18 protein-coding genes and 1 tRNA gene are annotated in these 24,238 nt (G+C 52.1%); 15 read left to right on the top strand and 4 right to left on the bottom strand.

Features of this window, described 5'->3' with window-relative positions; translation table 11 throughout:
• Positions 1 to 698: 698 nt before the first annotated feature.
• The gene (locus tag ACB496_RS18465) at positions 699 to 1,553 is read right to left on the bottom strand and encodes a DUF4225 domain-containing protein (RefSeq protein WP_371973220.1); all 855 of its coding nucleotides are present in this window, start codon (positions 1,551 to 1,553) and stop codon (positions 699 to 701) included.
• Positions 1,554 to 2,125: 572 nt separating this feature from the next.
• Entirely contained in the window at positions 2,126 to 2,644 is a 519-nt protein-coding gene (locus ACB496_RS18460) for an Hcp family type VI secretion system effector (RefSeq protein ID WP_100778963.1), read from the bottom strand.
• A gap of 659 nt (positions 2,645 to 3,303) precedes the next feature.
• On the opposite strand from ACB496_RS18460, the gene tssB reads away from it, so the two are divergent.
• The 15 genes from tssB to ACB496_RS18385 all read left to right on the top strand — a co-directional run bounded on the left by tssB (position 3,304) and on the right by ACB496_RS18385 (position 22,715).
• On the top strand, positions 3,304 to 3,804 hold the full coding sequence (gene tssB / locus ACB496_RS18455) for a type VI secretion system contractile sheath small subunit (RefSeq protein ID WP_371973219.1): 501 nt from the start codon (positions 3,304 to 3,306) through the stop codon (positions 3,802 to 3,804).
• A 20-nt stretch (positions 3,805 to 3,824) separates the two neighbouring features.
• Positions 3,825 to 5,309 (top strand): type VI secretion system contractile sheath large subunit, encoded by a 1,485-nt coding sequence (gene tssC / locus ACB496_RS18450; RefSeq protein WP_371973218.1) that lies wholly within the window; start codon positions 3,825 to 3,827, stop codon positions 5,307 to 5,309.
• Between the two features lie 8 nt (positions 5,310 to 5,317).
• A complete protein-coding gene (gene tssE, locus ACB496_RS18445; RefSeq protein WP_371975258.1) occupies positions 5,318 to 5,737 on the top strand; it encodes a type VI secretion system baseplate subunit TssE in 420 nt (139 codons plus the stop codon).
• 4 nt (positions 5,738 to 5,741) lie between these two features.
• The gene (gene tssF, locus ACB496_RS18440; RefSeq protein WP_371973217.1) at positions 5,742 to 7,562 is read left to right on the top strand and encodes a type VI secretion system baseplate subunit TssF; all 1,821 of its coding nucleotides are present in this window, start codon (positions 5,742 to 5,744) and stop codon (positions 7,560 to 7,562) included.
• Complete coding sequence (gene tssG / locus ACB496_RS18435) at positions 7,529 to 8,572, top strand: type VI secretion system baseplate subunit TssG (RefSeq protein WP_371973216.1); 1,044 nt, start codon at positions 7,529 to 7,531, stop codon at positions 8,570 to 8,572. The genes tssF and tssG overlap by 34 nt, the downstream gene beginning before the upstream one ends.
• A 16-nt stretch (positions 8,573 to 8,588) precedes the next feature.
• Positions 8,589 to 9,887, top strand: a complete 1,299-nt coding sequence (gene tagH, locus ACB496_RS18430) for a type VI secretion system-associated FHA domain protein TagH (protein WP_371973215.1) — start codon at positions 8,589 to 8,591, stop codon at positions 9,885 to 9,887.
• Positions 9,884 to 10,408, top strand: coding sequence for a type VI secretion system lipoprotein TssJ (gene tssJ, locus ACB496_RS18425; RefSeq protein ID WP_100778967.1), 525 nt, complete (start codon positions 9,884 to 9,886; stop codon positions 10,406 to 10,408). The genes tagH and tssJ overlap by 4 nt, the downstream gene beginning before the upstream one ends.
• A 2-nt stretch (positions 10,409 to 10,410) precedes the next feature.
• On the top strand, positions 10,411 to 11,754 hold the full coding sequence (gene tssK, locus ACB496_RS18420; protein ID WP_371973214.1) for a type VI secretion system baseplate subunit TssK: 1,344 nt from the start codon (positions 10,411 to 10,413) through the stop codon (positions 11,752 to 11,754).
• Positions 11,755 to 11,815: 61 nt separating this feature from the next.
• Positions 11,816 to 12,565, top strand: coding sequence for a type IVB secretion system protein IcmH/DotU (gene icmH / locus ACB496_RS18415; protein WP_194512311.1), 750 nt, complete (start codon positions 11,816 to 11,818; stop codon positions 12,563 to 12,565).
• 8 nt (positions 12,566 to 12,573) lie between these two features.
• Entirely contained in the window at positions 12,574 to 15,231 is a 2,658-nt protein-coding gene (gene tssH, locus ACB496_RS18410) for a type VI secretion system ATPase TssH (protein WP_371973213.1), read from the top strand.
• Positions 15,228 to 15,926 carry a type VI secretion system-associated protein VasI gene (vasI, locus tag ACB496_RS18405; protein ID WP_371973212.1) on the top strand — a complete coding sequence of 233 codons (699 nt, stop codon included), beginning with the start codon at positions 15,228 to 15,230 and terminating at the stop codon, positions 15,924 to 15,926. The genes tssH and vasI overlap by 4 nt, the downstream gene beginning before the upstream one ends.
• Positions 15,926 to 17,335, top strand: coding sequence for a type VI secretion system protein TssA (gene tssA / locus ACB496_RS18400; protein WP_371973211.1), 1,410 nt, complete (start codon positions 15,926 to 15,928; stop codon positions 17,333 to 17,335). Before vasI ends, tssA begins: the two co-directional genes overlap by 1 nt.
• 75 nt (positions 17,336 to 17,410) lie before the next feature.
• Positions 17,411 to 20,875, top strand: coding sequence for a type VI secretion system membrane subunit TssM (tssM, locus tag ACB496_RS18395; RefSeq protein WP_371975257.1), 3,465 nt, complete (start codon positions 17,411 to 17,413; stop codon positions 20,873 to 20,875).
• A gap of 10 nt (positions 20,876 to 20,885) precedes the next feature.
• Positions 20,886 to 22,214: a type VI secretion system ImpA family N-terminal domain-containing protein gene (locus ACB496_RS18390; RefSeq protein ID WP_371973210.1), complete on the top strand. Its 1,329-nt coding sequence runs from the start codon at positions 20,886 to 20,888 to the stop codon at positions 22,212 to 22,214.
• 21 nt (positions 22,215 to 22,235) lie between these two features.
• Entirely contained in the window at positions 22,236 to 22,715 is a 480-nt protein-coding gene (locus ACB496_RS18385) for an Hcp family type VI secretion system effector (protein ID WP_194512197.1), read from the top strand.
• Between the two features lie 189 nt (positions 22,716 to 22,904).
• Here ACB496_RS18385 and ACB496_RS18380 read toward each other — a convergent pair whose 3' ends face one another.
• Together ACB496_RS18380 and ACB496_RS18375 are read right to left on the bottom strand one after the other, a co-directional pair.
• Entirely contained in the window at positions 22,905 to 23,678 is a 774-nt protein-coding gene (locus tag ACB496_RS18380) for a hypothetical protein (protein ID WP_371973209.1), read from the bottom strand.
• Between the two features lie 410 nt (positions 23,679 to 24,088).
• Positions 24,089 to 24,164: transfer RNA gene (locus tag ACB496_RS18375), tRNA-Phe, on the bottom strand.
• Positions 24,165 to 24,238: the final 74 nt, after the last annotated feature.

Here is a 24,238-nt window from a genome sequence, read left to right as displayed (position 1 = left end):
ATATTTATCTCTTTTAAGAATATATTAAATTAGGGGAGGTAATCTGTGTAATCTCAATGCAGTGATTTTAAGTGTTTTATTATATAAGCTATTTTTAAATGACAATAATTTATGCAATGACTACTGGTGGTGTTTCAGTGCTGAAATAAAAAAGGAAAATATGGGTTTTTACAGAAGGTTTAATGTGTATAACGTTTCTTAAAGTGCCGACTAAAAATAATGACCTTTGTTTTTTTTACCACGATAAAAGAAGCAGATTGACCTCAGTGAATACGACACGCTTAATTTTTCTTTAAAAGTTCTGAAAATTTCTTTGCTTTGTACCCCAGTAATAATGGTGCAAAGGCATTGAACGTATAGTAGATAAAACATAAGATACTTAAGTACATCAAGATACTCCATGATGAGTAGTAATACTGTTTACTATCATGATAATAGGAATATATAAGAATGATAAATATCAAAATATGCATGATTAATGAACGATAAAACATACTCCCGAGTTTTTTGATAGCATCGCACAGTGTCATTGAGTTTTTTTTAGATAATTTCTTAATTTTGTTTATTTGCCCTTCAGAAAAACCATGTTCTAACATTAAATAGATCAGTTTTTCTTCATTCATTTTTTTATGTCCTTTGGTTTTAAAGATGCACATTGCTATTAATAATATTAATATGGAGTTCTATAAATAAAACTTCTAATTTGCAAAGGGTACAAGCGGGCTAGATGGATCATCTGGTTTATTAACGGGTAATGAAAAGTAAGTTTGAGTGCTTGAATATAATGTTGCTGAATCAGGAAGTATTTCTCCAGCTAATTCTCCCATGCTCATCAGTCTAAAATTAAGATCATAATCAGCTGGGATGTACTGAAATAGCCTGTACGCATCAGGTACTAATTTTGTACCTAATAATGCCATGGATGATAAGAATAAATCTATCCCCGCAAATGCTAATTTACCGTAAGCTCTATCTACTCCTATCGTTTCAGCACTCGCCTCATACAATCTGGTTATGGGGCCTTCGTAATTATCATTATCAAAAAACAAACTATAACTGCTTTCAGTAATGTTGTTAGCGCCATGTAAAACAAGTAAAGTACCGACCGCAGTACCTACAACTGTTGGCGATCCAGCGAAAATAAGAGTCGTTCCAGCAATGACCTGAAGTACTCCCCCAATTAATCCAATGCCTTTAACTATATAGGATAGTACACCATTTATAATTCTTATTTCAACAGACACGGCTGGTTTGACTTGTTGCGAGTCTAACCAAGCTATTTGTTTTTCCAGAAACTCCTGCTCCTGTCTTAAATAACTGAGTGCTTGATTTTTTTCTGCCATGGAGTTGGCATTAATAATACAGCTCATCTGAGCTTCGGTAAAAGCATCAATGTTACCTAAAAAGCCTATTCTCACTCTATCATTCATAATAAATCCTGAAGCTGTAATTGCCAGGTTTTTTAATGATCCTGCTTCAACTTCGCCTTGAGACCTGTAAATGCTACTTATGCTTCCGTTGTTGCCATTTCTGCTTTCGAGATACCCTGTCACGCAGTTTTCTCCGTTTTAATTGCTCACTACCGCTAAGCTATTTGAGCGCCAAGTTTTCGTAAAATGTTCACGATAAGGTTATCTAAAGAATTTACTTCTGGTTCATTTGCACTGCAGTAAAAAGGAGTCAGCACGAACAGGGTGACAAATAACACTATATTTTTGACAGTAGATACCATGTCTTTATATTTAAAGGCTGAATGTGTTTTTTCAAATAGTATGGTAAGGCGCTGGGCTTTTTATATCGAAACGTCTTTGTAAGGCCATCAGTATGGCAGTTAGTCGTTGATGCTCCATTTGTACAAGACTCAAGAAAAAATATAGACGAGCCCCTTTGTAGCAGCTCTTCTGGCAATTAACTGGTTTTTTTACAAACTATCCGCTCAAGTATGAACTACTCGAAATTTCTCCATGTTGAAAGTGCGGTTTCAACATGTCTTCAGGCACGCTACCGCCAAAGTCTCCGGCATCCGCCATCTCCCAAAAAGCGTTTCTTATTACTGACAACCATTTTTCGAGGTGCAATACAAAAACAGCATCCGGTCCCTAAGAACCGGATGCTGGGTTTCAACTTATGCTTCCAGCGGTGCGCGCCAGTCATCAGCACCAGAAGTGCCAGACTTAACGTGCTCCCACTCGATTTTACGGTAGGCGAGGGAGACCTTAATCAGCTGAGTAAACTCGCGCTTCTCCGCGTCCTGGCAGTGAGGCATAGTGCAGTCGATATCCACAATGGTGGAATCGGTCAGGCGAGTGGTGAAGAAGTGTTCCTGCTTGCCTTCCACTGAGGTACGCCACCAGTGCAGCTCGGTGGTTGGCAGCATTTCGCCGGAAGCCAGCGCGTTATACAGTAAAGGTACAGCTTTGTTCAGTGCCACGGTAAAGATGAACGGCTTGTGGGCACGTTGACCAGATGGCTGGCCGGACTGAGGGTCGGTAGGGACTGTCACGTTATGATGAAATTCTTGTACCAGCATCTCATCTTCGTGGCCCTGCACGTAAATGTTACCAACCGAAGGGGCAGTAAATGCACCTGCGGTAATATTTCCCTGGGTCTGACCCGTGATTGAGATGTAACACGGTGTAGGCATTTTTAAACTCCTTGTTAATGTATAAATGACTGCTGACAATCACCTGCCGTTAGTCCTCGACAGGCAAATTTTGAAACGGCTCTTTCCCGAAATCGGTCATGTTCGTACATCCCTGCTACAGGTGATGCAAATAAGTAGTAGCCATCAAATAATGTTTAGCTATGTTTAATTCATGATTTTGATTATATGGTTTATCGCTATGTATAATTCTTTAGTATATTTAGTTGCGATGAAATTAATGAGCAGATTGAATCATGGGCAATGGTAAGTCAATCTCCTGGTTTATTTTGTTGTTGGGCTTTTATAAGGCAATTCTTAAGTTTCGCAAATATCCTAATTAATCCATGAATGCATTTTATATCAATCATTTAGCGAAATTATAAATGTGAGTTGTACTGTGAAAATCTATTATCTATTAGGTTGTGATCTTACGCTTCGCATTGTATCTTGAACCTTTGTAGCACGCATTTTATATCTGTCATATAGAGCCGTATTATCCGGAATCGAAGTATTTCGGGAATGTTGTTTTCGCGTAGGATATGGGTTGATAAGGCGTTTCAATCTATTTAACCGCCACTTCGGCGGCATTTCCGGTGTTTTTAGTGGTGCGGAATATGCTGCATTGATGGCCTGGTCGATAACCTGAAGGACTATTTTTTATGAGCAGCCAAAAAAATGACGGCAGCATCGCTCCACGGGAGCGCATTAATATTAAATTCACCCCCAAAACAGGCTCCCAGACAGCTGAAGTTGAGCTGCCGCTTAACCTGCTGGTCACCGGTAATCTGACAGGCGCTTCGGATGAGACGCCGCTTGATGAGCGGCAGCCTGTTGCCATCAATCGTAACAATTTCAATGCAGTGTTAGAGCAAGCAGGTATTGGCCGTGAGTTTGCCGTTCCCTCCACGCTCAGTGAAAACCACGATGAGCGCATGGGCGTTAGGCTGAAAGTGAAATCACTGTCCGATCTCGCACCAGATAACATTGCTGCCCAGATACCTGAAATGCGAAAAATGCTTGAGCTACGCGAGGCCCTGGTGGCGTTACGCGGCCCAATGGGAAATATCCCGGCTTTCCGCGCGCAGCTAAAAGCTTTACTGGATAACGAACAAAGCCGTGAACAACTGATTGCGGAACTGGGCATCGCAGGTCGGAAATAACTTTGTACAAGGATTTCACTATGTCAGATATCACCTTACCGGAAGCCTCTGCTTCCTCTGTACAGGTCGCCGCGCCCACATTGTTGGATGACATCATGGCGCAGACCCGTTTCAAGCCGGAGTCAGAAAGTTACGATATTGCGCGCCAGGGCGTAACAGCCTTTATTACGGCTCTTCTACAGAATGATGAAGAGGGCGAATCCGTCGATATCCTGGCCGTCAACGGCATGATTGCTGATATTGATGAGCGCATGGGGCGTCAGATGGATATGATCCTTCATGCGCCAGAATTCCAGGAGCTGGAGTCGTTTCTGCGCTCACTGAAACTCCTGGTGGATCATGCCGATCCACGGGAAAACATCAAAATTCATCTACTGCACGTCACAAAAGAAGAGCTGCTGGACGATTTTTCTTTTGCGCCGGAAATTACCCAGTCTGGTTTCTACCGCCACGTTTACTCCAGTGGTTTCGGGCAGTTTGGCGGCGAGCCTGTCGCGGCGGTTATCGGCAACTATAGCTTCGATAACACGACGGCCGATATGAAGCTGCTGCAATATATCAGCGCCGTCAGTGCAATGGCGCACAGCCCATTCCTCTCATCCGTTTCTCCGACATTTTTCGGACTTGATTCGTTTACCGAACTGCCTGGGATCAAGGATGTTGCGGCCATTTTTGAAGGGCCGGCATACACCAAATGGCGATCGCTGCGTGAATCAGAAGATGCCCGAAATCTTGGTCTGACGGCACCGCGCTTTTTGCTGCGACATCCTTATGTCCCGAATGAAAATCCCATCAAAAGCTTTAACTACCACGAAGATGTCAGCAAGAGCCACGAACACTATCTTTGGGGTAACACGGCGTTTCTTCTGGCCGCCAACATGGCGGAGAGTTTTGCATCGACCCGCTGGTGTCCGAATATTGTTGGCCCACAAAGCGGCGGCGCGGTGAAAGATTTACCGGTGCATCTCTATGAAGCCATGGGGCAACTTCAGGCAAAAGTGCCGACCGAAATTCTCATTACCGACCGTCGTGAATACGAACTGGCAGAGCAGGGGTTCATTACGCTAACGATGCGTAAAGGTTCTGATAACGCTGCCTTTTTCTCGGCTAATTCAGTTCAGAAACCAAAGGTATTCCCTAATACAGTGGAAGGAAAGGAAGCGGAAACTAACTATAAGTTAGGAACACAGCTGCCTTACCTGTTTGTTATCAACAGACTAGCTCATTACATCAAAGTGCTTCAGCGCGAACAGCTCGGCTCATGGAAAGAACGTGGCGACCTCGAGCGTGAACTTAATACCTGGATTCGCCAGTACGTGGCCGATCAGGAAAATCCGCCATCTGAAGTTCGCAGTCGCAAACCGCTGCGTCAGGCGAAAATTGAAGTATCGGATGTGGAAGGGGAGCCGGGCTGGTACCAGGTGGCGCTTAGCGTGCGTCCGCATTTCAAATATATGGGAGCATCGTTTGAGCTGTCCTTAGTCGGCCGCTTAGACAGGGATTAAGCACCATGATAATGGAACGGGAATCTGGGGGCAGTTTGTTTGAGCGTATCCGCGAGGCGGCGAATCTACCTCTGCGCCAGCGACCTAAGGCGTCGTTGCTGAATTCGGTGCGCGATACTCTTCGTAACGTCCTCAATACCCGTTCCGGCAGTTGTTACGGTTCGCCGGAGCTGGGGATTGATGATTTTAATAGTCAATCCCCCGATTCGTTGAACATTCGCGACTGGATGGTTAAGGCGATCAGGGAGTCTATTTTGGGCTATGAACCGCGGATTTCGGACGTGGTAGTGGCGGCTATCGCAGAGGATGCCTGCCTGCCGCTGGAACTGCGGTTTCATATTGTGGCAACGATAGATTTCAGCAACAGCCAGGATGTCCTGGAGTTTGACATCCTACTGGATAACCACCGGCACTGGAAAGTGGAGTAACCCGATGGCCTTTGAAGAGCGTTACTACCGCGAAGAGCTGGATTATCTGCGTCAGCTCGGCAAATTGCTGGCACAGGAGAAACCCTACCTGGCTCGTTTTTTGGCCGAGAAAGAGGGCGATCCGGATGTGGAACGTCTGCTGGAAGCGTTCGCCTTCCTCTCAGGTGGCCTGCGGCAAAAGCTTGAAGATGAATTCCCCGAGTTCACGCATGGACTCATCAACATGCTGTGGCCAAATTATCTGCGTCCGGTGCCGGCGATGACGGTCATTGAATATCAGCCCCGTAAAGAGCTGCAAACATTCGTTCAGGTTTGCCGCGATGAGTTGATTAAAACCGGAAAGAGTGACCGCTCGCAGACTGGTGCTCAGGGGGCACTGACCAGCGGAGAGCGCGCCTCGTTGCCGGTTTGTCATTTCACTCTGGCACGTGATACCTGGCTTCAGCCTCTTTTAGTTCAGGATGTGAGAAACACCAGTAGCCTAAAAGCAGGTGCCATTGAGATTGATTTTTTCACTGAGGGCAATATTTCTCCCCGCGCAATTGATCTGAATAAACTGACTTTTTGGTTGGGTAATGAAGACGACTACACCCGTCATCAGCTCTATTTATGGTTCAGTGAACATCTGGTGGATGCCGAACTGGTTGCCGGTGAGCGGCGTTTAGCGTTATCGGATCTGTGGCTTGAGGCCGCCGGGTTTGAACCAGAAGATGCGCTGTTGCCATGGCCGAAAAACGTTCATGTCGGTTACCGGGTACTGCAGGAGTATTTCTGTTATCCGGAGAGCTTTTTCTTCTTCCACGTGAAGGATGCCGCGCCACTGCCAGACGATTTTCCCGTCGGTGCGTTTACGCTGCGCCTGCATTTTAATCTGCCACTACCGGCAGATATCAAGCTGCGCAAGGCTTCTTTACGTCCCTATTGTACGCCTGCGGTGAATCTTTTCGCGCACCACTCTGAACCTGTCAGACCGGATAACAGTGCGCCGCAGTACCCGTTGCGTGCCAGTCAACAGAACCCGGAATCCTATGATATTTTCCAGATAACCTCGGTTTCGAGCAAAGAGAGCGGTTCCGGACAGAGCAGAAAGTTTCGCCTCTGGCCTGAGTTTGAAGGATTTCAGCACCAGATAGAGTACAACCGTCAGCGTGAAGTCGTTTACTGGCACCATCGAACAAAAACGTCATTATTTCATCAAGGTCTGGAGCATTCGATTGCATTTGTTCACGCGAACGGAGACATACCAGAACACACCCGACTGGATGGCGAAGTTTTCACAGCCTCGCTTGTCTGCACCAATCGCATGTTACCTGCGTCGTTGCATATCGGTGATATCTGCGAGGCCGTTAATAAAAATCCAGCCGTTGCGTCCTTCAGTAATGTGATGCGGCCAACCCGTCCGCTTTATCCGATGACGGACGGCAATATGCACTGGTCGCTGATCTCCTGCATGAATCTGAACTATCTCTCGCTGCTGGATAGGGAAGCGTTGATTCAGGTTCTGCGCACGTTTGATTTACCCGGTATTCACCACCCGCAGCAGGCCCGACTCTCTTCGCAGAAACTGGATGCTATTGAAAAAATGGCGTCTCGTCCGGTCGACCGCCTGTTTAAGGGGGTGCCGGTTCGAGGGCTGTCCACCACGCTGTGGATAAATCCGGCCCCCTTTGTCTGTGAAGGTGAGATCTATCTACTGGGGACGGTGTTGTCCTATTTCTTTGCGCTGTATGCCAGCATCAATTCGTTTCACTGCCTCAAAATTATCAACACCGAAAGTCAGGAGTCCTGGGAATGGCAACATACCGGCCAGCACGCCCTGATGTAAGGGAAACAGCAAATCTCCCGGATGTGCGCGGGACAAACTTTTTTGTGCTGATGGAATCGCTCTATCGGCGTTATGGCGGTACGGACCAGGAGCCATCCTTGCGTACGGAACCGGAACTAGAAGTGGCGCTGTTCAAATCCGATGCCAGTATTGCTTTCCCTGGAAGTGACCTGAGTACGCTCAGTCGTAACGAGACCGGGCAGTTCAACCTGACGACCAAATTCCTGGGCTTCTCCGGTAGCCAGTCGCCACTGCCTGGTTACTACCTGGACAGAATGGCGCAGGAGTCGGCACAGAATGAAGAGGGGCTGAAAGAGTTTCTCGATCTGTTTAGCCATCGATGGACGCAGTTTGCCTATCACGCCTGGCGTAAGTACCGCTATTACATCTGTTTTCGTAACGGTGGCACGGACACTTTTTCGCAGCGTATGTATGCCCTTGTAGGGCTGGGCAATCCCAGTGTGCGCGCCAGGCTTGCCATCAACCATAGCAAGATGCTGGCCTACGCCGGGATACTTGCTACGCCGGGGCGCTCGCCAGATGTGGTGTGCAATCTGGTCTCTCACTGTTTTGATCTACCGGAAGTGCGTATCGAGAGCTGGCAGCTACGCAAAGTGCCTGTCGATCCTGCCCAGCAGAATCGGCTGGGTGTGCGAAATCCAAAAAACAGAACTGCCGGATATGTGCCGGGGCGCTCAGTCATCGGTGTCAATTTTACCCTCGGAGCCAGAGTGCCCGATCGCAGCGGAAAATTTCTTCTGCGGATCAGCAATCTCTCGATGGAGCGTTATCTCTCATTTTTGCCGGACGGTGGAAATCACCAGGCATTGACGATGTTTGTCTCTTTTTTACTGCGCGATCAGTTCGCCTGGGATTTGCGTCTGGATCTGGCTCCCGAGCAGGCGAAAGGCATGCTGTTAGGCGACAGCGCCCGATCCTGTATCGGGCGCACGGCGTTTATCGGACAGCCGAAAGTGCCGCCCTCTATCACCCTTCATATCAGGGATTAATTTTATGGAATCGCATATGGCTGAGGAGAAAAAGCACTCTTCCGTGCTGTCACTCACGTTGCAGGTCATGAACGGCAATGAGCTGGAGAGTGGAAGGGCTGCAAAATGCCTGTTTTCTGCCGAGGGCGGAGATATCGGCCACGCCACGGCGTGCCGCTGGCCGGTACAGGATCGAGCAGGATCTATCGCTGGCCGTGCCTGCGAAGTGGTTCTCCATGATGGCACCTTCTGTCTTCGTAGTCTGATGCCAGGGTTGATGATCAATCTGGCCCCGGTGTCCATGGATTCTGGATTAGTGCGGTTGCGTCAGGGCGATGAGATTGGACTTGGGGCGCTGGCATTAAAAGTGTTCCTCCACGAAGGAAAACTCGTCAGCTATAGCGAGCAGATGGCCGCCCCGGAAACCATCGTGACTAACCGCGATCGCCTGGCTGATGCGCTGCTCACCACTGACGGGCAACCGACGTATCCGGGAATGCCTCACCGACATCAGCTCGCAGACACTGTAGTGAACGGCTTTTCTACCGATCCTCTTCAGGCGTTGCAAACAGAAAGTCTGACCACTGCGGGTGATCTGCTGTCGGGATCGGCTCCCCTCCGAACCACTGCCACACTTTCCGCCCCGTCCAGTAATAGCGGGCTGGAAAATCAGTTTATGGATCTGCCGCCGATGTATGCCGATTCTCACGAGAGTCATGATGAAGCGGGCGCACAGGGTGAAATGACACATCGCCATCTCGCCGTCACGCCGCTTATGCGTGGGCTAGGCTGCTCGCTTTCTGTACGCAATTCACAGGAGGCGGATGATTTTTTGGAAGAGGCTGGAAGGACATTGCAGGCCGCAATACAAGGGCTGCTTGAGCTTCAACATCAACGTAACAGCCTGTCTGACAAGCATCTGCGTCCGCTGGAAGATAACCCGTTGCGTCTGAATATGGACTACACCACGGCGCTGGATGTGATGTTTGCCGAGGGTAAAAGCCCGGTTCACCTTGCTGCTCCTGCCGCAGTACGTGAGAGCCTGCGCAACATTCGCCACCATGAAGAAGCCAATCGCGGGGCGATTATCGAATCGCTGCGTGTCCTGCTGGACGCCTTTTCTCCCCAGAGCCTGATGCGCCGTTTTGTTCAGTATCGTCGCAGCCATGAATTGCGCCAGCCGCTGGACGATGCCGGCGCATGGCAGATGTATAGCCATTACTACGACGAACTGGCGTCCAGCCGTCAGCAGGGTTTCGAGATGCTGTTTAACGAAGTGTATGCCCAGGTCTATGACCGGGTATTGAGAGAGAAGCAACGGGAGTCGGAAGCATGATCAGGAGGGCGTTTCTGGCCTGCGTTCTGATGAGCGTAGTTTTAACCGGCTGCGAAACGGCGAAAAAACTCGGCCAGGTGATCAGTAATCCGGATATTCAGGTCGGAAAGCAGGCAGTACAACCGTCGGAGGTGACTGTCACGCTTCTCACTGAACCGGATACCAATACCAACGCAGAGGGGGAAGCCGCCCCTGTGGATGTGCAACTGGTCTATCTCAGCGACGATTCAAAGCTGCAGGCCGCTGACTATGACCAGATAGCCAGCACACCGTTACCGGATGTGTTAGGGAAAAACTACATCGATCACCAGGATTTCAGCCTGCTGCCGGACACGCTCAAAACCCTGCCGCCGGTGAAACTGGACGAAAAAACGCAGTTTATTGGCATTGTTGCCTACTTCTCGGATGACCAGTCCTCCGAATGGAAGCAGATCGAACCAGTGGAAGGTACGGGCCACCAATACCGTGTGCTGGTGCATGTGCGGCAGAGCAGTATCGAAATGAAAAAAGAGGAAGACTGACGATGGCGACGATGAAAAATAAGGTGATCTGGCAAGAGGGGTTATTCGCCCTGCCGCAGCACTTCCAGCAACAGCAGCGTAATCAGGAATATCTGCTGAACCAGCGATTCAATGCACAGGCTGACTTTAGCTGGGGATTTACAGCGCTGTCAGTGAATTCAGAGTTGCTGGCACAGGGGAAGCTGATGCTCGACTTTGCGAGCGGCTGCATGCCTGATGGCACGGTATTCAGTATCCCGGAGCAGGACCAGCTTCCTTTGCCCTACCATCCTGTCGATCTGTCAAAACCCGGAAGCCATGATATCTACCTCGCGCTGCCGGTCATCAGTGATATCACCTGCGAAATTGAGAGCCGCCAGAGTGCTGGACAAAGCACGGAGCGTTACCGGCTGGCCCGCAGCGATATTCGTGATTTGCACTCAGATGATGGCGATGTCCAGCAGCTTGTTCTGGGGCAGCTGGCGCCAAAAATTGTGAGCGGCGCGGACGATCTCAGCGCGATGGTCACCCTGCCGTTATGCCGCATTCGCAGTCAGCAGCCCAATGGCGCGCTGGTGCTGGATGAGGGCTTTATCCCCACTTGTCAGGCGATTCGGGTGAGCCCTGTGCTGAACGGGTTTGCCGGGGACGTTCAGGGGCTAATCAGTAACCGCGCCAGCGAACTGGCAAAGCGCATTGGCTCGCCGGAGCAGAGCGGTATCGCCGATGTGGCAGAATTTATGATGTTGCAGATGCTGAACCGCAGCCAGATGCACTTCACCCACCGCACCCATCTGCATACGCTGCATCCGGAAACCTTTTATCTGGATCTGGTGCGTCTGCTGGGTGAGCTGATGACCTTTACCGAGAACAGCCGTCTGCCGTGTCCGGTCGATGTCTACAACCACCGGAATCTCACGCAGTCTTTTAAAACGGTGATTCTGGAGCTGCGTCGGGCGCTCAACACCGTGCTGATGCCACGGGCTCAGAACCTGCCGCTGATCTTTTCCGATGGGGTGTATATCGCCACGGTTAACGATCCGACGCTGCTGCAGTCGGGCTCATTCGTACTGGCCGTCCGCGCGCGGATGCCGCAGAACCAGATCATTCTCCAGTTCACTCAGCAGTCGAAAATCGCTGCGACCGACAAAATCCGCAATGTCGTCAGTGTCCAGGTGCCTGGCGTACCGCTGTCACCCCGCACTGCCGCACCTCGCCAGCTTCCTTATCACGATGGTTACGTCTATTTCGACCTTGATAAAGGGGCCGCGGCCTGGCAGGACGTGGCGAAAGCCGGGGCGATGGCGCTGCATATTTCCGGCACCTTCCCGGACCTGGATATGCAGCTGTGGGCGATAAGAGGTTGAGACGATGAGCGAACAGCCTGACTTTTATTCCGGCAGCAATAACTCGGTCTACTCCGAGGAAATGGGCAGTGACTTTTCGCATGAGGCTGGCGGGGAAACGTCCCATCGCCAGTACCGGCTCGCCCTGCGTGGTAACAGCCTCAACCCGATGATCGATGCGGCCACCCCGTTGCTGGGAATGGTGATGCGCGTGGCGGGGATGAACAGTCAGTCGATGCCTGAACACCTCTTTTCCAGGGTTGTGACCGACGTTCAGGCGGTGGAGCAATTGCTGCAAGAGCAGGGCTACGAGCCAGGCGTGATCGTCTCGTTTCGCTATGTGCTCTGCACATTTATTGACGAGGCGGCGCTTGGCAATGGCTGGTCGAACAAGAACGAGTGGATAAAGCAGTCCCTGCTGGTGCATTTCCATAATGAAGCCTGGGGCGGCGAGAAGGTGTTTATTCTGCTCGAACGCCTGATTCGCGAACCCAAACGCTACCAGGATTTACTCGAATTTTTGTACCTCTGTTTCTCGCTGGGTTTCCGTGGGCGCTACAAGGTTGCTGTACAGAACCAGGGCGAATTTGAACAGATATACCGCCGTCTGTATCACGTCCTTCATAAACTTCGCGGCGACGCGGCTTTCCCACTGCTACATCAGGACAAAAAAACGCGGGGAGGGCGCTATCAGCTTATGAAGCGTTTGACCATTAAACAGGTGTTGTTCGGCGGGATTGCTGTGCTGGCACTGTTTTATCTCTTCTATTTACTGCGCCTCGACAGTCAGACGCAGGACATTTTGCATCAGTTAAATAAATTACTGCGATAAGGACGTCTATGATCCAGATTGATCTTCCCGTGCTGGTAAAGCGGCTGAATCTGTTTTCCCGACAGGCGCTGGAGGCCGCTGCGGCAGAGTGTATGACCCAGCAGGCGGCGGAAATCACCGTGGCACATGTGCTCCTGCAAATGCTGTCGTCTGTTCGCAGCGATCTGCGAGTGATTGCGGAACAAGCCGATCTTGATGTGGCGACACTGCGTCAGGCGTTAACGGTCGAAAATTATGCCACCGTGCGCTCTGCGGACAGCTATCCGGCCTTCTCCCCTATGCTTGTGGAGTGGTTAAAAGAGGCCTGGCTGCTGGCTTCAACGGAAATGCAGATGAGTGAATTACGGGGCGGCGTGCTGCTGCTGGCGCTTCTGCACTCGCCGCTACGTTACGTCCCACCCGCGGCTGCCCGGCAACTGACAGCTATTAACCGCGATCGCTTGCAGCAGGATTTTTCGCAGTGGACGCGTGAGTCTGCTGAAGCCGTGATACAGGATGATGACGGAAAAGACGTCAGCGTGGCGACAGATGCCAGCGATAGCCTGCTTGCGCGTTATGCCAGGAACATGACAGAAGACGCCCGTCAGGGGCGGCTTGACCCGGTGCTGTGCCGCGACCACGAAATCGATCTGATGATCGATATTCTTAGCCGCCGCCGCAAGAACAACCCTGTCGTGGTGGGTGAGGCCGGTGTGGGTAAAAGCGCGTTAATCGAAGGGCTTGCTCTGCGCATTGTTGCAGGCCAGGTACCGGATAAACTCAAAAACACCCGCATCATGAACCTGGATCTTGGGGCGTTGCAGGCTGGAGCATCCGTCAAAGGTGAGTTTGAAAAACGCTTCAAAGGGTTGATGGCTGAAGTCATTTCATCCCCCGTTCCAGTCATTCTGTTTATTGATGAAGCGCATACGCTGATAGGTGCCGGCAACCAGCAGGGCGGGCTGGATATTTCTAACCTTCTCAAACCAGCGCTGGCGCGTGGTGAGCTGAAAACTATCGCCGCAACGACCTGGGGCGAATACAAAAAATATTTTGAGAAGGACGCTGCACTGTCGCGTCGTTTCCAGTTGGTGAAGGTCAGTGAGCCGAATGCGGCCGAAGCCACGATCATTCTCCGCGGTCTGTCGGCGGTATATGAACAATCGCATGGTGTACTGATCGACGATGAGGCACTTCAGGCGGCCGCGACGTTAAGCGAGCGCTATCTTTCCGGGCGTCAGTTACCTGACAAAGCTATCGATGTGCTGGATACCGCCTGTGCAAGGGTGGCGATTAATCTCTCTTCGCCGCCGAAAAAAATTTCTGCCCTGACGACGTTATGCCACCAGTGCGAGGCGGAAATCCGCCAGCTGGAACGCGAAATCCGTATCGGGCTACGCATCGAGACGGCGCGCCGAGATGAGGTGCAAGCGCAGTATGAGAATGCGCAGCAGGCGTTGCGAACGCTGGAGGACGCCTGGCATCAACAGCAGGCGCTGGTACAGGAGATTATTGCCCTGCGTCAGCAATTACTCACTACCGAGGAGCAAACGCTGTCTCACGCCGAGCGCCTGAAACGGCTGACGGCAGAGCTGGACGCCTTGCATAACGATCAGCTACTGGTTTCGCCCCACGTCGATAAAAAGCAGATTGCAGCGGTGATAGCCGAATGGACCGGCGTGCCGCTTAACCGGCTGTCGCAGAGCGAGATGTCGGTGATTACCGATCTTCCGCTCTGGTTGGGCGAAACCATAAAAGGCCAGCAGCTGGCGATTGCCAGTTTGCATAAACATCTGCTGACCGCCCGTGCTGACTTGCGCCGTCCCGGGCGGCCTCAGGGTGCGTTCCTGTTAGCCGGTCCGAGCGGTGTAGGCAAAACCGAAACCGTGCTGCAACTGACGGAGCTACTCTACGGCGGACGTCAGTATCTCACGACCATCAATATGTCGGAGTTCCAGGAAAAGCACACGGTTTCAAGGCTGATCGGCTCGCCTCCTGGCTACGTGGGCTACGGAGAAGGGGGCGTGCTGACCGAAGCCATTCGTCAGAAACCCTACTCGGTCGTGCTCCTTGACGAAGTAGAAAAGGCTCACCCGGACGTGCTGAATCTGTTCTATCAGGCGTTTGATAAGGGCGAAATGGCGGACGGTGAAGGCCGTCTGATTGACTGCAAAAACATTGTATTTTTCCTCACCTCCAACCTCGGTTATCAGGTGATTGTCGAACATGCTGATAACCCGGCGTTGATGCAGGACGCGTTGTATCCGGTGCTGGCAGGTTTCTTCAAACCCGCGCTGCTTGCAAGAATGGAAGTGGTGCCCTATCTGCCGCTGACCCACGAGACGCTTACCACGATTATCGCCGGAAAGCTTGCGCGACTGGACAGCGTGCTGCGTAGCCGCTTTGGTGCTGAGGTGATTATTGAACCGGAGGTGACGGATGAAATTATGCAGCGCGTCACCCGCGCCGAGAATGGCGCCAGAATGCTGGAATCCGTGATCGACGGCGAGTTGCTGCCGCCGCTGTCGCTGCTGCTGCTACAGAAAATGGCGGCCAACACCGCGATTTCCCTGATCCGACTGTCGGCCGAGAATGGCGCGTTTACCACTTGTGTGGAAGATGCGTCGTGTGACAACGAGGACAGCGATCCCTTATCTCCCCAGCCTGAGGATGGTGTCGTTATATGAGCCAGCCATGCCTTCCCTGGCTGATTGCGGCTCTGCTGGTGGGAAGCTGTGCGGGATTTGCACATGCGGAAACGGTGCCCATGTCTGATGCTCTGGTAACCCTGCAGGCGATGCAGTCCTGCCGTCAACAAACGGCAGCTCTGGAGCGTCTTGACTGCTACGACAATCTGCTCGCGCCCGTCTCGCCGGGCGGCTTCGAGGGGGCATTGGTTAAAGCGCGCTATCAGGGAGAAGCCTGGACGCTAGCCACGGAGCAGGAAAAACACCGCGACGGTAACACCACTTCATTGCTGGTCGTGCAAACGCCGGGCGAGCATCCAACCGTTGTTATCACGACCCCGGCTATCGGCAGCGTCCCGCCGCGTCCGGTACTGATGTTCAGTTGCATGGATAACATCACCCGGATGCAGGTGGCTTTGATGCATTCGCTGGATGTTCATGACATCGCGGTCACCCTGAATGCTGATGGCAGGACGTTCAACAGCCACTGGTTTGTCCGTGAGAACGGCGTGTTGCTGGAAGCCAGTCGGGGGCTGTCCGGGATTGGTGAAATCAAACAGCTGTTTAGCGCCAAAACACTGACCCTGGATACGGGGGTGGGTAGCCCCGCCGGCAAGCTGACCTTTGATATTAACGGGCTGGCACAGGCCATCGCGCCACTGCGTGATGCGTGCCATTGGGCGGGAGATTATTAATGCCTTTAGATCTGAATAATCCACAGACCTGGATTTCGCATCTGCTGGAAAATCTGCCGGGAGACAAGCTGAGTGAGAGCCTGAAAGACGATAACCCGGAGTGGGAGTTTATCGAGGGTGAGATCGTTAAACTCGGCTCGCTGGCTCATAGCCAGCTGGATATCCCGGATATTCAGCGTCGGGGGCTGGTGTTGCTGGCATGCGAAAGCAAAGATTTCCGCCTGCTGGCGCACCTGCTCAGAACCCTTCAGCATGCGGGCGATCCGCTGCTGGCGCTGCGCCTGTTGGCTCTCTATGTCGAGCACTTTTGGGCCGTTGCGGCACCGCAAAATATGGTGCATAAAAAGCGCTTTGCCGGGCAGGTCATAAAACGTTTTGACGCGGGCGTCGCAGGCTTTGCTGGCCGTGCAACCACTTCACAGCGTGACGAACTTCTGGGCGAGCTGGCAAAACTGGCGCAGTGCTGGCAGACACAGCATGCGCCTGAGCTGGCGCAGGCAACGGATGAACTCTTTGCCCTCTACCAGCGCGAGTGTCGCGACGCTTCTGCGGATACTTCCGCACGCGCTGCATTGAACGCGCCCCACGCCGCTTCGCCCGATACCCCTCCGGTCAGCACTCCTGCGATCTCTCCGGCACCGCGGGTCACCATCAACAGCCATGACGATAACGCCTGGCGCAGCACGCTGCTGGAGGTGGCCGATATTCTCTGTGAACGTCAGCCGGACTCACCGCACGGCTATCGTCTGCGACGTCACGCGATCTGGCAAACCATCACGGCTACGCCGCAGGCCGAAAGTGACGGTCGAACGCCGCTTGCGGCTATTCCGGCGGACAGGGTTGCCGATTATCAGACCCGTTTTGGCAACGCAGATTTAGCGCTCTGGTTGCAGGTCGAGAAAAGCATATTACTCGCGCCATACTGGCTGGATGGCCATTACCTCTCCGCGCAGATTGCACTGCGCCTTGGTTATCTCGCAGTGGCAGAAGCCATCCTCGACGAAGTTACCCGTTTTGTTGCGCGTCTTCCTTCGCTTTCGGCGCTGCTGTTTAACGACCGTACGCCCTTTATGAGCGAACAGACGAAGCAGTGGCTGGTTCCTGCTTCTGCCAGCCAGAGCGCATATGTCTCAGAAAACGGCGAGGAGCTACAGGCCGCCCGGATCTTGTTTGCCGATCAGGGGCTGGAAACGGCGCTGCAGTATCTGGATTCGTTGCCCGAGGGATCACCTCGCGAACAGTTCTACCGCCAGTACTCTGGAGCACAGTTAATGGAAGAGGCCGGGATGGGCAAACTCGCGCAGCAACAGTATCGGATGCTGTTCAGCGCGGGCTCACAAATGCGGCTTACAGACTGGGAACCCTCCCTGCTGGAGCAGCTTGAACATAAATTCATGGCAGAAAAGTAAGAATAAACAGGAGCTTTTGTGAGATTACCAACACCCCGACTCTTCAGCGGGCTGAAATCTGCCCTCAGACCGGCCATGCCTCGCTTTAAGGTTTCCGCCTTTTGGTTACTGGTGCTGGCGTGGATTTTTCTACTGGTATGGATCTGGTGGAAAGGCCCGACATGGACACTCTACGAAGAGCACTGGCTGCAGCCGCTGACCCGCCGTTGGCTGGCGACAGCCGTATGGGGATTTATCGCGCTGGCATGGCTCACCATAAGGGTGATGAAACGTCTGCAACAGCTTGAGCGACAGCAGAAACAGCAGCGTGAGGAAACTCAGGATCCGATAAGCGTGGAGCTGAATGCTCAGCAGCGCTACCTCGATCGCTGGCTACTGCGCCTGCAACGCCATCTCGACAGCCGTCGATATCTCTGGCAACTGCCGTGGTATATGGTTATCGGCCCTGCAGGAAGTGGCAAAACCGCGCTGCTTCGCGAAGGCTTTGCCTCGGATATTATTTATACTCCGGAAACGGCACGCGGCGCCGAACAGCGGCTGTATCTCACGCCTCACGTCGGAAAACAGGCGGTCATTTTTGACGTCAGCGGCTCACTCTGTGAGCAGCCTGAGGCGGATGGGCTGCACCGCCGTTTATGGGAGCATATGCTTGATTGGCTGGTTCAGAAACGCGCCCGCCAGCCCCTCAACGGTCTTATTCTGACTCTCGATTTTCTCGATCTCCTGACGGCTGATAAGCGCCGCCGTGAATACCTCTTGCAGATGTTACGGAGCCGTTTACAGGATGTACGCCAGCACCTTCATTGCCAGCTGCCGGTGTATGTCGTCCTCACCCGGCTCGATTTGTTACATGGATTTGCAGCGCTATTTCAGTCGCTGGATAAACAGGGGCGCGACAGCATCCTTGGGGTGACGTTTACGCGTGGTGCCCATGAGAGTGACGACTGGCGTGCCGAGCTGGACAGCTTCTGGAAGGTATGGGGCGATCTGATTAATCATGCTCTGCCAGATCTCATGCTGGCGCAGAGCCATGACCGCAGCTCGCTGTTCAGTTTTGCTCGTCAGATGCAAGGGAGTCTGGCTCCTCTTGTTGCACTGCTTGACGGCTTGCTGGACGGCGAAAACATGGACGTTATGCTGCGCGGTGTCTATCTCACGTCGTCGCTGCAACGTGGCCAGATGGATGACATCTTTATGCAGTCCGCAGCCCGTCAATACGGTCTTGGGAGTAGTCCACTCAGCGCCTGGCCGCTGGTGGATACAGCCCCCTATTTTACCCGTAATTTGTTCCCACAGGTGCTGCTGGCGGAGCCAAACCTGGCGGGCGAAAGCCATGCCTGGCTTATCAACGCTCGCCGTCGCCTGACGATTTTCTCTGTCGCAGGCGGCGCGGGAGTGATACTGCTGATAACAGGCTGGCATCATTATTACAATGCCAACTACGCCTCAGGCATTCAGGTGCTGAAGCAGGCGAAAGCCTTTATGGCCGTGCAACCTCCGCAGGGTATGGATGAGTATGGCAATCTGCAATTGCCTCTGCTTAATCCTGTACGCGATGCCACTTTGGCCTACGGCGACTGGGGCGACCGCAGCCGTCTGGCGGATTTGGGTCTGTATCAGGGCAGACGTATTGGTCCCTATGTGGAGCAGACCTATCTGCAATTGCTTGAGCAGCGCTATCTGCCTTCTTTGTTGAACGGTCTGGTCAAAGAGATGAATTCGGCGCCAGCTGAAAGCGAGGAGAAACTCGCCATCCTGCGAGTGATCCGCATGCTGGAAGACAAAAGCGGGCGCAGCAATGAAGTGGTGAAGCAATATATGGCGAAGCGCTGGAGTGAAAAATTCCACGGTCAGCGTGATATCCAGGTGCAGCTAATGTCCCATCTCGACTATGCGCTGGAGCATACCGACTGGCATGCTGAGCGGGAGAAGGGTGATAGCGATGCTATCAGTCGATGGACGCCCTATGGCAGTTCTGTTGCTGGTGCGCAAAAAGAACTCAGCAAACTTCCGGTATACCAGCGCGTTTATCAAAGCCTGAAAACGCGTGCGCTGGGCGTGTTACCTGCAGATTTGAACCTGCGCGATCAGGTAGGGCCAAGCTTTGAGCGGGTGTTTACCTCGGCTGACGATAACAAGCTGATCGTTCCGCAGTTCCTCACCCGCTATGGCTTGCAGAGTTACTTTGTGAAACAGCGCGACGAACTGGTAGAACTCACAGCGATGGACAGCTGGGTTCTGAACCTCACCCGCAGCGTTAAGTACAGCCAGGCAGACAGGACGGAAATTCAGCGTCAGCTTACGGAACAATATCTCAGCGATTACACCGCCACCTGGCGGGTTGGAATGGATAACCTTAATGTCCGCGATTATGAATCTATCGCGCAGCTGACGGGTGCGCTGGAGCAGGTGATCAGTGGCGATCAGCCCCTCCAACGGGCGTTGACGGCTCTGCGCGACAACACCCAACCCGCAGTCCTCTCAGAAAAGCTCTCCGATAAAGAGCGGGAAGAGGCGCTGGCTGAGCCGGATTACCGTCTGCTGACCCGTCTCGGGCATGAATTTGCGCCGGAAAACAGCGCGCTGGCGATGCAGAAAGAGAAAGAAAGCACGATGCAGGCGGTCTATCAGCAATTAACGGAACTGCATCGTTATCTGCTGGCAATCCAGAATGCGCCGGTCCCCGGAAAATCGGCGCTCAAAGCGGTACAGCTTCGGCTGGATCAGAACAGCAGCGACCCGATTTTTGCCACCCGTCAGATGGCTAAAACGCTGCCCGCGCCGCTTAACCGCTGGGTGGGTAAACTCGCTGACCAGGCCTGGCATGTGGTGATGGTGGAAGCCGTTCACTACATGGAAGTGGACTGGCGCGACACCGTAGTGAAACCCTTCAACGAACAGCTGGCGAACAACTATCCGTTCAATCCGGGTGCGCAGCAGGACGCCTCACTGGATGCCTTTGAACGTTTCTTTAAACCGGATGGCGTGCTGGACGCGTTTTATCAGCAGAATCTGCGTCTGTTTATGGAAAACGACCTCAGCCTGGAAGACGGTGACAGTGCGGTGATCATCCGTGAGGATATCCGCCAGCAACTGCAAGCAGCACAAAAAATTCGCGATATTTTCTTCAGCAAACAGAACGGCTTAGGTGCGAAATTTGCGGTAGAGACCGTGTCATTATCCGGCAACAAACGCCGCAGCGTGCTGAATCTCGATGGCCAGTTAGTGGATTACAGCCAGGGGCGCAATTACACCGCGCATCTGGTGTGGCCGAACAATATGCGTGAAGGCAATGAAAGCAAACTGACGCTTATCGGCACAAGCGGCAATTCCCCTCGCAGCATCAGCTTCAGCGGTCCGTGGGCTCAGTTCCGCCTGTTCGGGGCGGGGCAGCTAACGGGTGTGCAGGACGGTACGTTCAGCGTGCGCTTTACCGTGGACGGCGGGGCAATGGTTTATCGCGTACACACGGATACGGAGGACAATCCATTCGCAGGTGGGTTGTTCAGTCAGTTCGAGTTACCGGACACGCTGTACTAAGGAGGCAGGGATGAATAATGACGTACTCACACAGACCATCGTTACCGGCAGCGATCCTCGTGATCTGCCTGAGTTCAGCGCAATCCGGGAGGAGATTAATAAAGCTAATCATCCGTCACAGCCGGAGCTGAACTGGCGGCTGGTGGCGTCTCTGGCATTGTCGATTTTCAAAACCAACGGTGTAGATCTGCATACGGCGACCTACTTCACCCTGGCGCGAACCCGCACTCAGGGCCTGGCAGGCTTTTGTGAGGGCGTGGAACTGCTGGCGGCGATGATTTGCCACGAGTGGGACAAATTCTGGCCGCAGGGTGGTACAGCACGTACCGAAATGCTCGACTGGCTGAATATTCGCACCGGCAATATTCTGCGACAGCAAATGTCCTTCGCGCCAGTCGATCTGCCACTGCTGTATCGCGCGGAACGTGCGTTGCAGCTCATCTGCGACAAACTCCAGCAGGTGGAGCTTAAGCGTCAGCCACGCGTTGAGAATCTGCTCTATTTTGTGCAGAACACGCGTAAACGGCTGGAGCCGCAGCCTAAGAGCATTGCCGAAACCCAGACGCAGAACACGGTCAGAACTTTGGTTTACGCGCCGGAGAGCATCTCGTCAGCTTCGACAGACGCGATGCCTCCGCTGCCCGAACTGCCGAAAATCACGGTGGCGGTGCGCAGTCCGGCAAAAAAAACGGGCAGCGCGATTAAAGGGTTTATTGCAGGTATCGCCTGTAGCGCAGCGATCGTCGCTGCGCTCTGGTGGTGGCAGTTTTACCCGTCGCAGCAGATCCTTTCGCAGGTTAAGGACAGCGGGCCAGGAGCCGCATCGCTATGGCTGGTTTCGCCCATGCTGGATACCTATCAGCATCGCCTGCAACAACAGTCAGAGACCTCCGCACTGCAGCCGCTGGAAACAGGAATGCTGATGGCTCGCACTGCGAGTAGCCGCTGGCCGGAGAGTCAGCAGCAGCAAAAGGCTACCGCGTGGTGGGATGAGACGGTGAAAACACGCGCTAGCAGCAGCCCGCAGCTCCGGGGCTGGCTGCAGACGCGACAGGATTTACGCGCCTTTGCTGATCTGGTGATGAAACGTGAAAAGGAGGGGCTGACACTCTCCTACATTAAAAATGTGGTCTGGCAGGCAGAGCGAGGGCTAGGTGAGGAAACTCCTCTGGAGTCCCTGCTGACGCAATATCAGGATGCCCAGATGCAGGGGCAGAATACGCAGGCGCTGGAAACAGAAATTAACGAGCGGCTGGAGGGCGTAGCAAGCCGCTGGCTGTTGCTAAAAAATCATTCTCTGCCTGAAACGGCAGCCAACGAAACCAGTGCCGGGAAATAATCCGGACCCGAGGAACTTATTATGGCAAATCTTGTTTATCTAACTCTTAACGGTGAACTTCAGGGGCTGATCTCGGCTGGCTGTTCTTCGCTGGACTCCATTGGCAATAAGGCGCAATTAGCGCACACGGATCAGATTATGGTGCTGGCGCTTAAACACGGCCTGACCAGGGCGCAGAATGTTAACCATCTCGCATTAAGCATTCAGAAGCCGGTAGATAAATCATCCCCTTTACTGAGTAAGTCCATTACTGAAAATGAGTGTCTGACATGCGATTTTGAATATTATCGCACTAACCGTTTTGGTATTAATGAGTTGTATTACAAAGTGAAACTGATTAAGGCCCGCATCTCAAGCATACATAGTGAGTTGCCGCACACTATTAACAACAGTCAGGGCCAGCCAGAAGAGTCGGTATCCTTCACTTATGAAAGTATTACCCAGGAACACTGCATAGCGGGAACCAGTGCATATAGCTTGTGGGAGGAAAGAATTTTTTAACAAAATTGAAATTGGGTATATTAGTCGCGTGGCCTTGTGAAACTCAAGGCTGTTGTCATATTATAAAAATATCTATTCTTCTATCTTGTTATTATGGCGGGATTGTTTTTATCAGTCTTTTATCAGAGGGTTGGAGATATTTATAATTTTACCTGCCGCCGAAAATTTCTGGCGGCAGATATAGCCTGTCTACTGATAACGATTCACCAGATCTTTAACCATTAACGCGTACGTTCTTTGCTTAAGCTGAGATACCTGTTGGTCGGTGGTATCAATAATTTCTTTCTTGTTAGTCTTAGGGATCGTAATGTTGTATTCATAATTGACCGGTGACCAGGTCGCCCATTCGCCCGTCGCCACATCCACTAGCGTGAAACGCACCAGGTAACGCAGTGAAGTCGCTTCTGTTAGTTTTTCGTTTTTGTAATCCGACCAGATTGTGTTTTTTGTTGTCGGATCATATTTTCCTGACTGCAGGAGATCCTGATAAACGATGATGGCTTTCTGATGGCCTTTTGCAGCAATATATCGAAGTGCCTGCATCCAGTTCATGTTTTCTGCAATCGTTGCTTCACTGTTCTCATCTTTTTCTTTGTTACAGGAAACCACTTTCTGTCTGTCAGGAATGCCGGAAAAAGTTGCCACGGAATAATATTGACTCATCTCCTGCTGCATAAGCGTCTCTGGTGCACGACTGCCGGACTGTACGAGAATAACTTTTGAATTGAGTGGCACCCGGAATTCATCTTCCTCAAGCGCAGCCTGAATATCCTCTTCAGAAACCGCAAGCGTCGTTTCATTGCCAAAAATATCTTTGTCCGTCAGCTGTAGGGAAGCGCTTTTACTGGTGGCGCTCTCCTTTCCCGTGGTCCCCGTTTTCTTTGCATCAATAGGGGAGTGTGGCGCGCAACCCGATAGAAAATAGGCTGACGCGCAGAAGAGTGCTATTGTCCTGAAATTCATGTCTTCGTTCCCTGATTTACAATGAAATTATGTGGCGGTGATATTTTACTGATTATATACCTGTGACAGGGCAGGATAAAACATAATATATATTCATGTGCTCAATATATTTATTTTGCGGGGTTTTTTTATTATGGCCTTAAATATTATTGATTCTTACCAGTGTGAAAATTACTCATTGCACCACCAGGGGCGGCAAATGACGCCTGTTCTTCGCCAGTGGGGTGACTTCGCGCCCGCGGGATGCATCCGTTTCCATACCCGGCATCGATCAGCCGATGATAGGCATTGATAGATAGCGCCAACATGGCTGCGTGAACTTGAAAGGAATGGGGGTTGATCGACCAAGATGGGGGCTTCTAAACCCCAGAAAGCAAAAAACCAGCCCTAAGGCTGGTTTTTCTAAATAGTGGTGCCCGGACTCGGAATCGAACCAAGGACACGGGGATTTTCAATCCCCTGCTCTACCGACTGAGCTATCCGGGCAACGGGGCGCATTAAACCCGATTGGGGCCCTTCCGTCAACGAAATTTATCGATTTCGCAACGGACTGCACACTC

This window comes from Lelliottia nimipressuralis (genome assembly GCF_041464075.1).
In the GTDB taxonomy this organism is placed as follows: domain Bacteria; phylum Pseudomonadota; class Gammaproteobacteria; order Enterobacterales; family Enterobacteriaceae; genus Enterobacter; species Enterobacter nimipressuralis.
Note: the sequence above shows the minus strand (reverse complement) of the source record. Positions and strands in the feature narration are given on the sequence as shown.

Bases quoted from the DNA above. Each gene is read 5' to 3' on its own strand.
- tssC (WP_371973218.1), top strand. From the start codon at position 3,825: ATGTCAGATATCACCTTACCGGAAGCCTCTGCTTCCTCTGTACAGGTC.
- tssG (WP_371973216.1), top strand. From the start codon at position 7,529: ATGGCAACATACCGGCCAGCACGCCCTGATGTAAGGGAAACAGCAAAT.
- ACB496_RS18385 (WP_194512197.1), top strand. From the start codon at position 22,236: ATGGCAAATCTTGTTTATCTAACTCTTAACGGTGAACTTCAGGGGCTG.
- icmH (WP_194512311.1), top strand. From the start codon at position 11,816: ATGGGCAGTGACTTTTCGCATGAGGCTGGCGGGGAAACGTCCCATCGC.
- tssJ (WP_100778967.1), top strand. From the start codon at position 9,884: ATGATCAGGAGGGCGTTTCTGGCCTGCGTTCTGATGAGCGTAGTTTTA.
- tssA (WP_371973211.1), top strand. From the start codon at position 15,926: ATGCCTTTAGATCTGAATAATCCACAGACCTGGATTTCGCATCTGCTG.
- tssM (WP_371975257.1), top strand. From the start codon at position 17,411: ATGCCTCGCTTTAAGGTTTCCGCCTTTTGGTTACTGGTGCTGGCGTGG.
- tagH (WP_371973215.1), top strand. From the start codon at position 8,589: ATGGCTGAGGAGAAAAAGCACTCTTCCGTGCTGTCACTCACGTTGCAG.
- ACB496_RS18380 (WP_371973209.1), bottom strand. From the start codon at position 23,678: ATGAATTTCAGGACAATAGCACTCTTCTGCGCGTCAGCCTATTTTCTA.
- tssF (WP_371973217.1), top strand. From the start codon at position 5,742: ATGGCCTTTGAAGAGCGTTACTACCGCGAAGAGCTGGATTATCTGCGT.
- tssB (WP_371973219.1), top strand. From the start codon at position 3,304: ATGAGCAGCCAAAAAAATGACGGCAGCATCGCTCCACGGGAGCGCATT.
- tssH (WP_371973213.1), top strand. From the start codon at position 12,574: ATGATCCAGATTGATCTTCCCGTGCTGGTAAAGCGGCTGAATCTGTTT.
- vasI (WP_371973212.1), top strand. From the start codon at position 15,228: ATGAGCCAGCCATGCCTTCCCTGGCTGATTGCGGCTCTGCTGGTGGGA.
- ACB496_RS18460 (WP_100778963.1), bottom strand. From the start codon at position 2,644: ATGCCTACACCGTGTTACATCTCAATCACGGGTCAGACCCAGGGAAAT.
- tssK (WP_371973214.1), top strand. From the start codon at position 10,411: ATGGCGACGATGAAAAATAAGGTGATCTGGCAAGAGGGGTTATTCGCC.
- ACB496_RS18390 (WP_371973210.1), top strand. From the start codon at position 20,886: ATGAATAATGACGTACTCACACAGACCATCGTTACCGGCAGCGATCCT.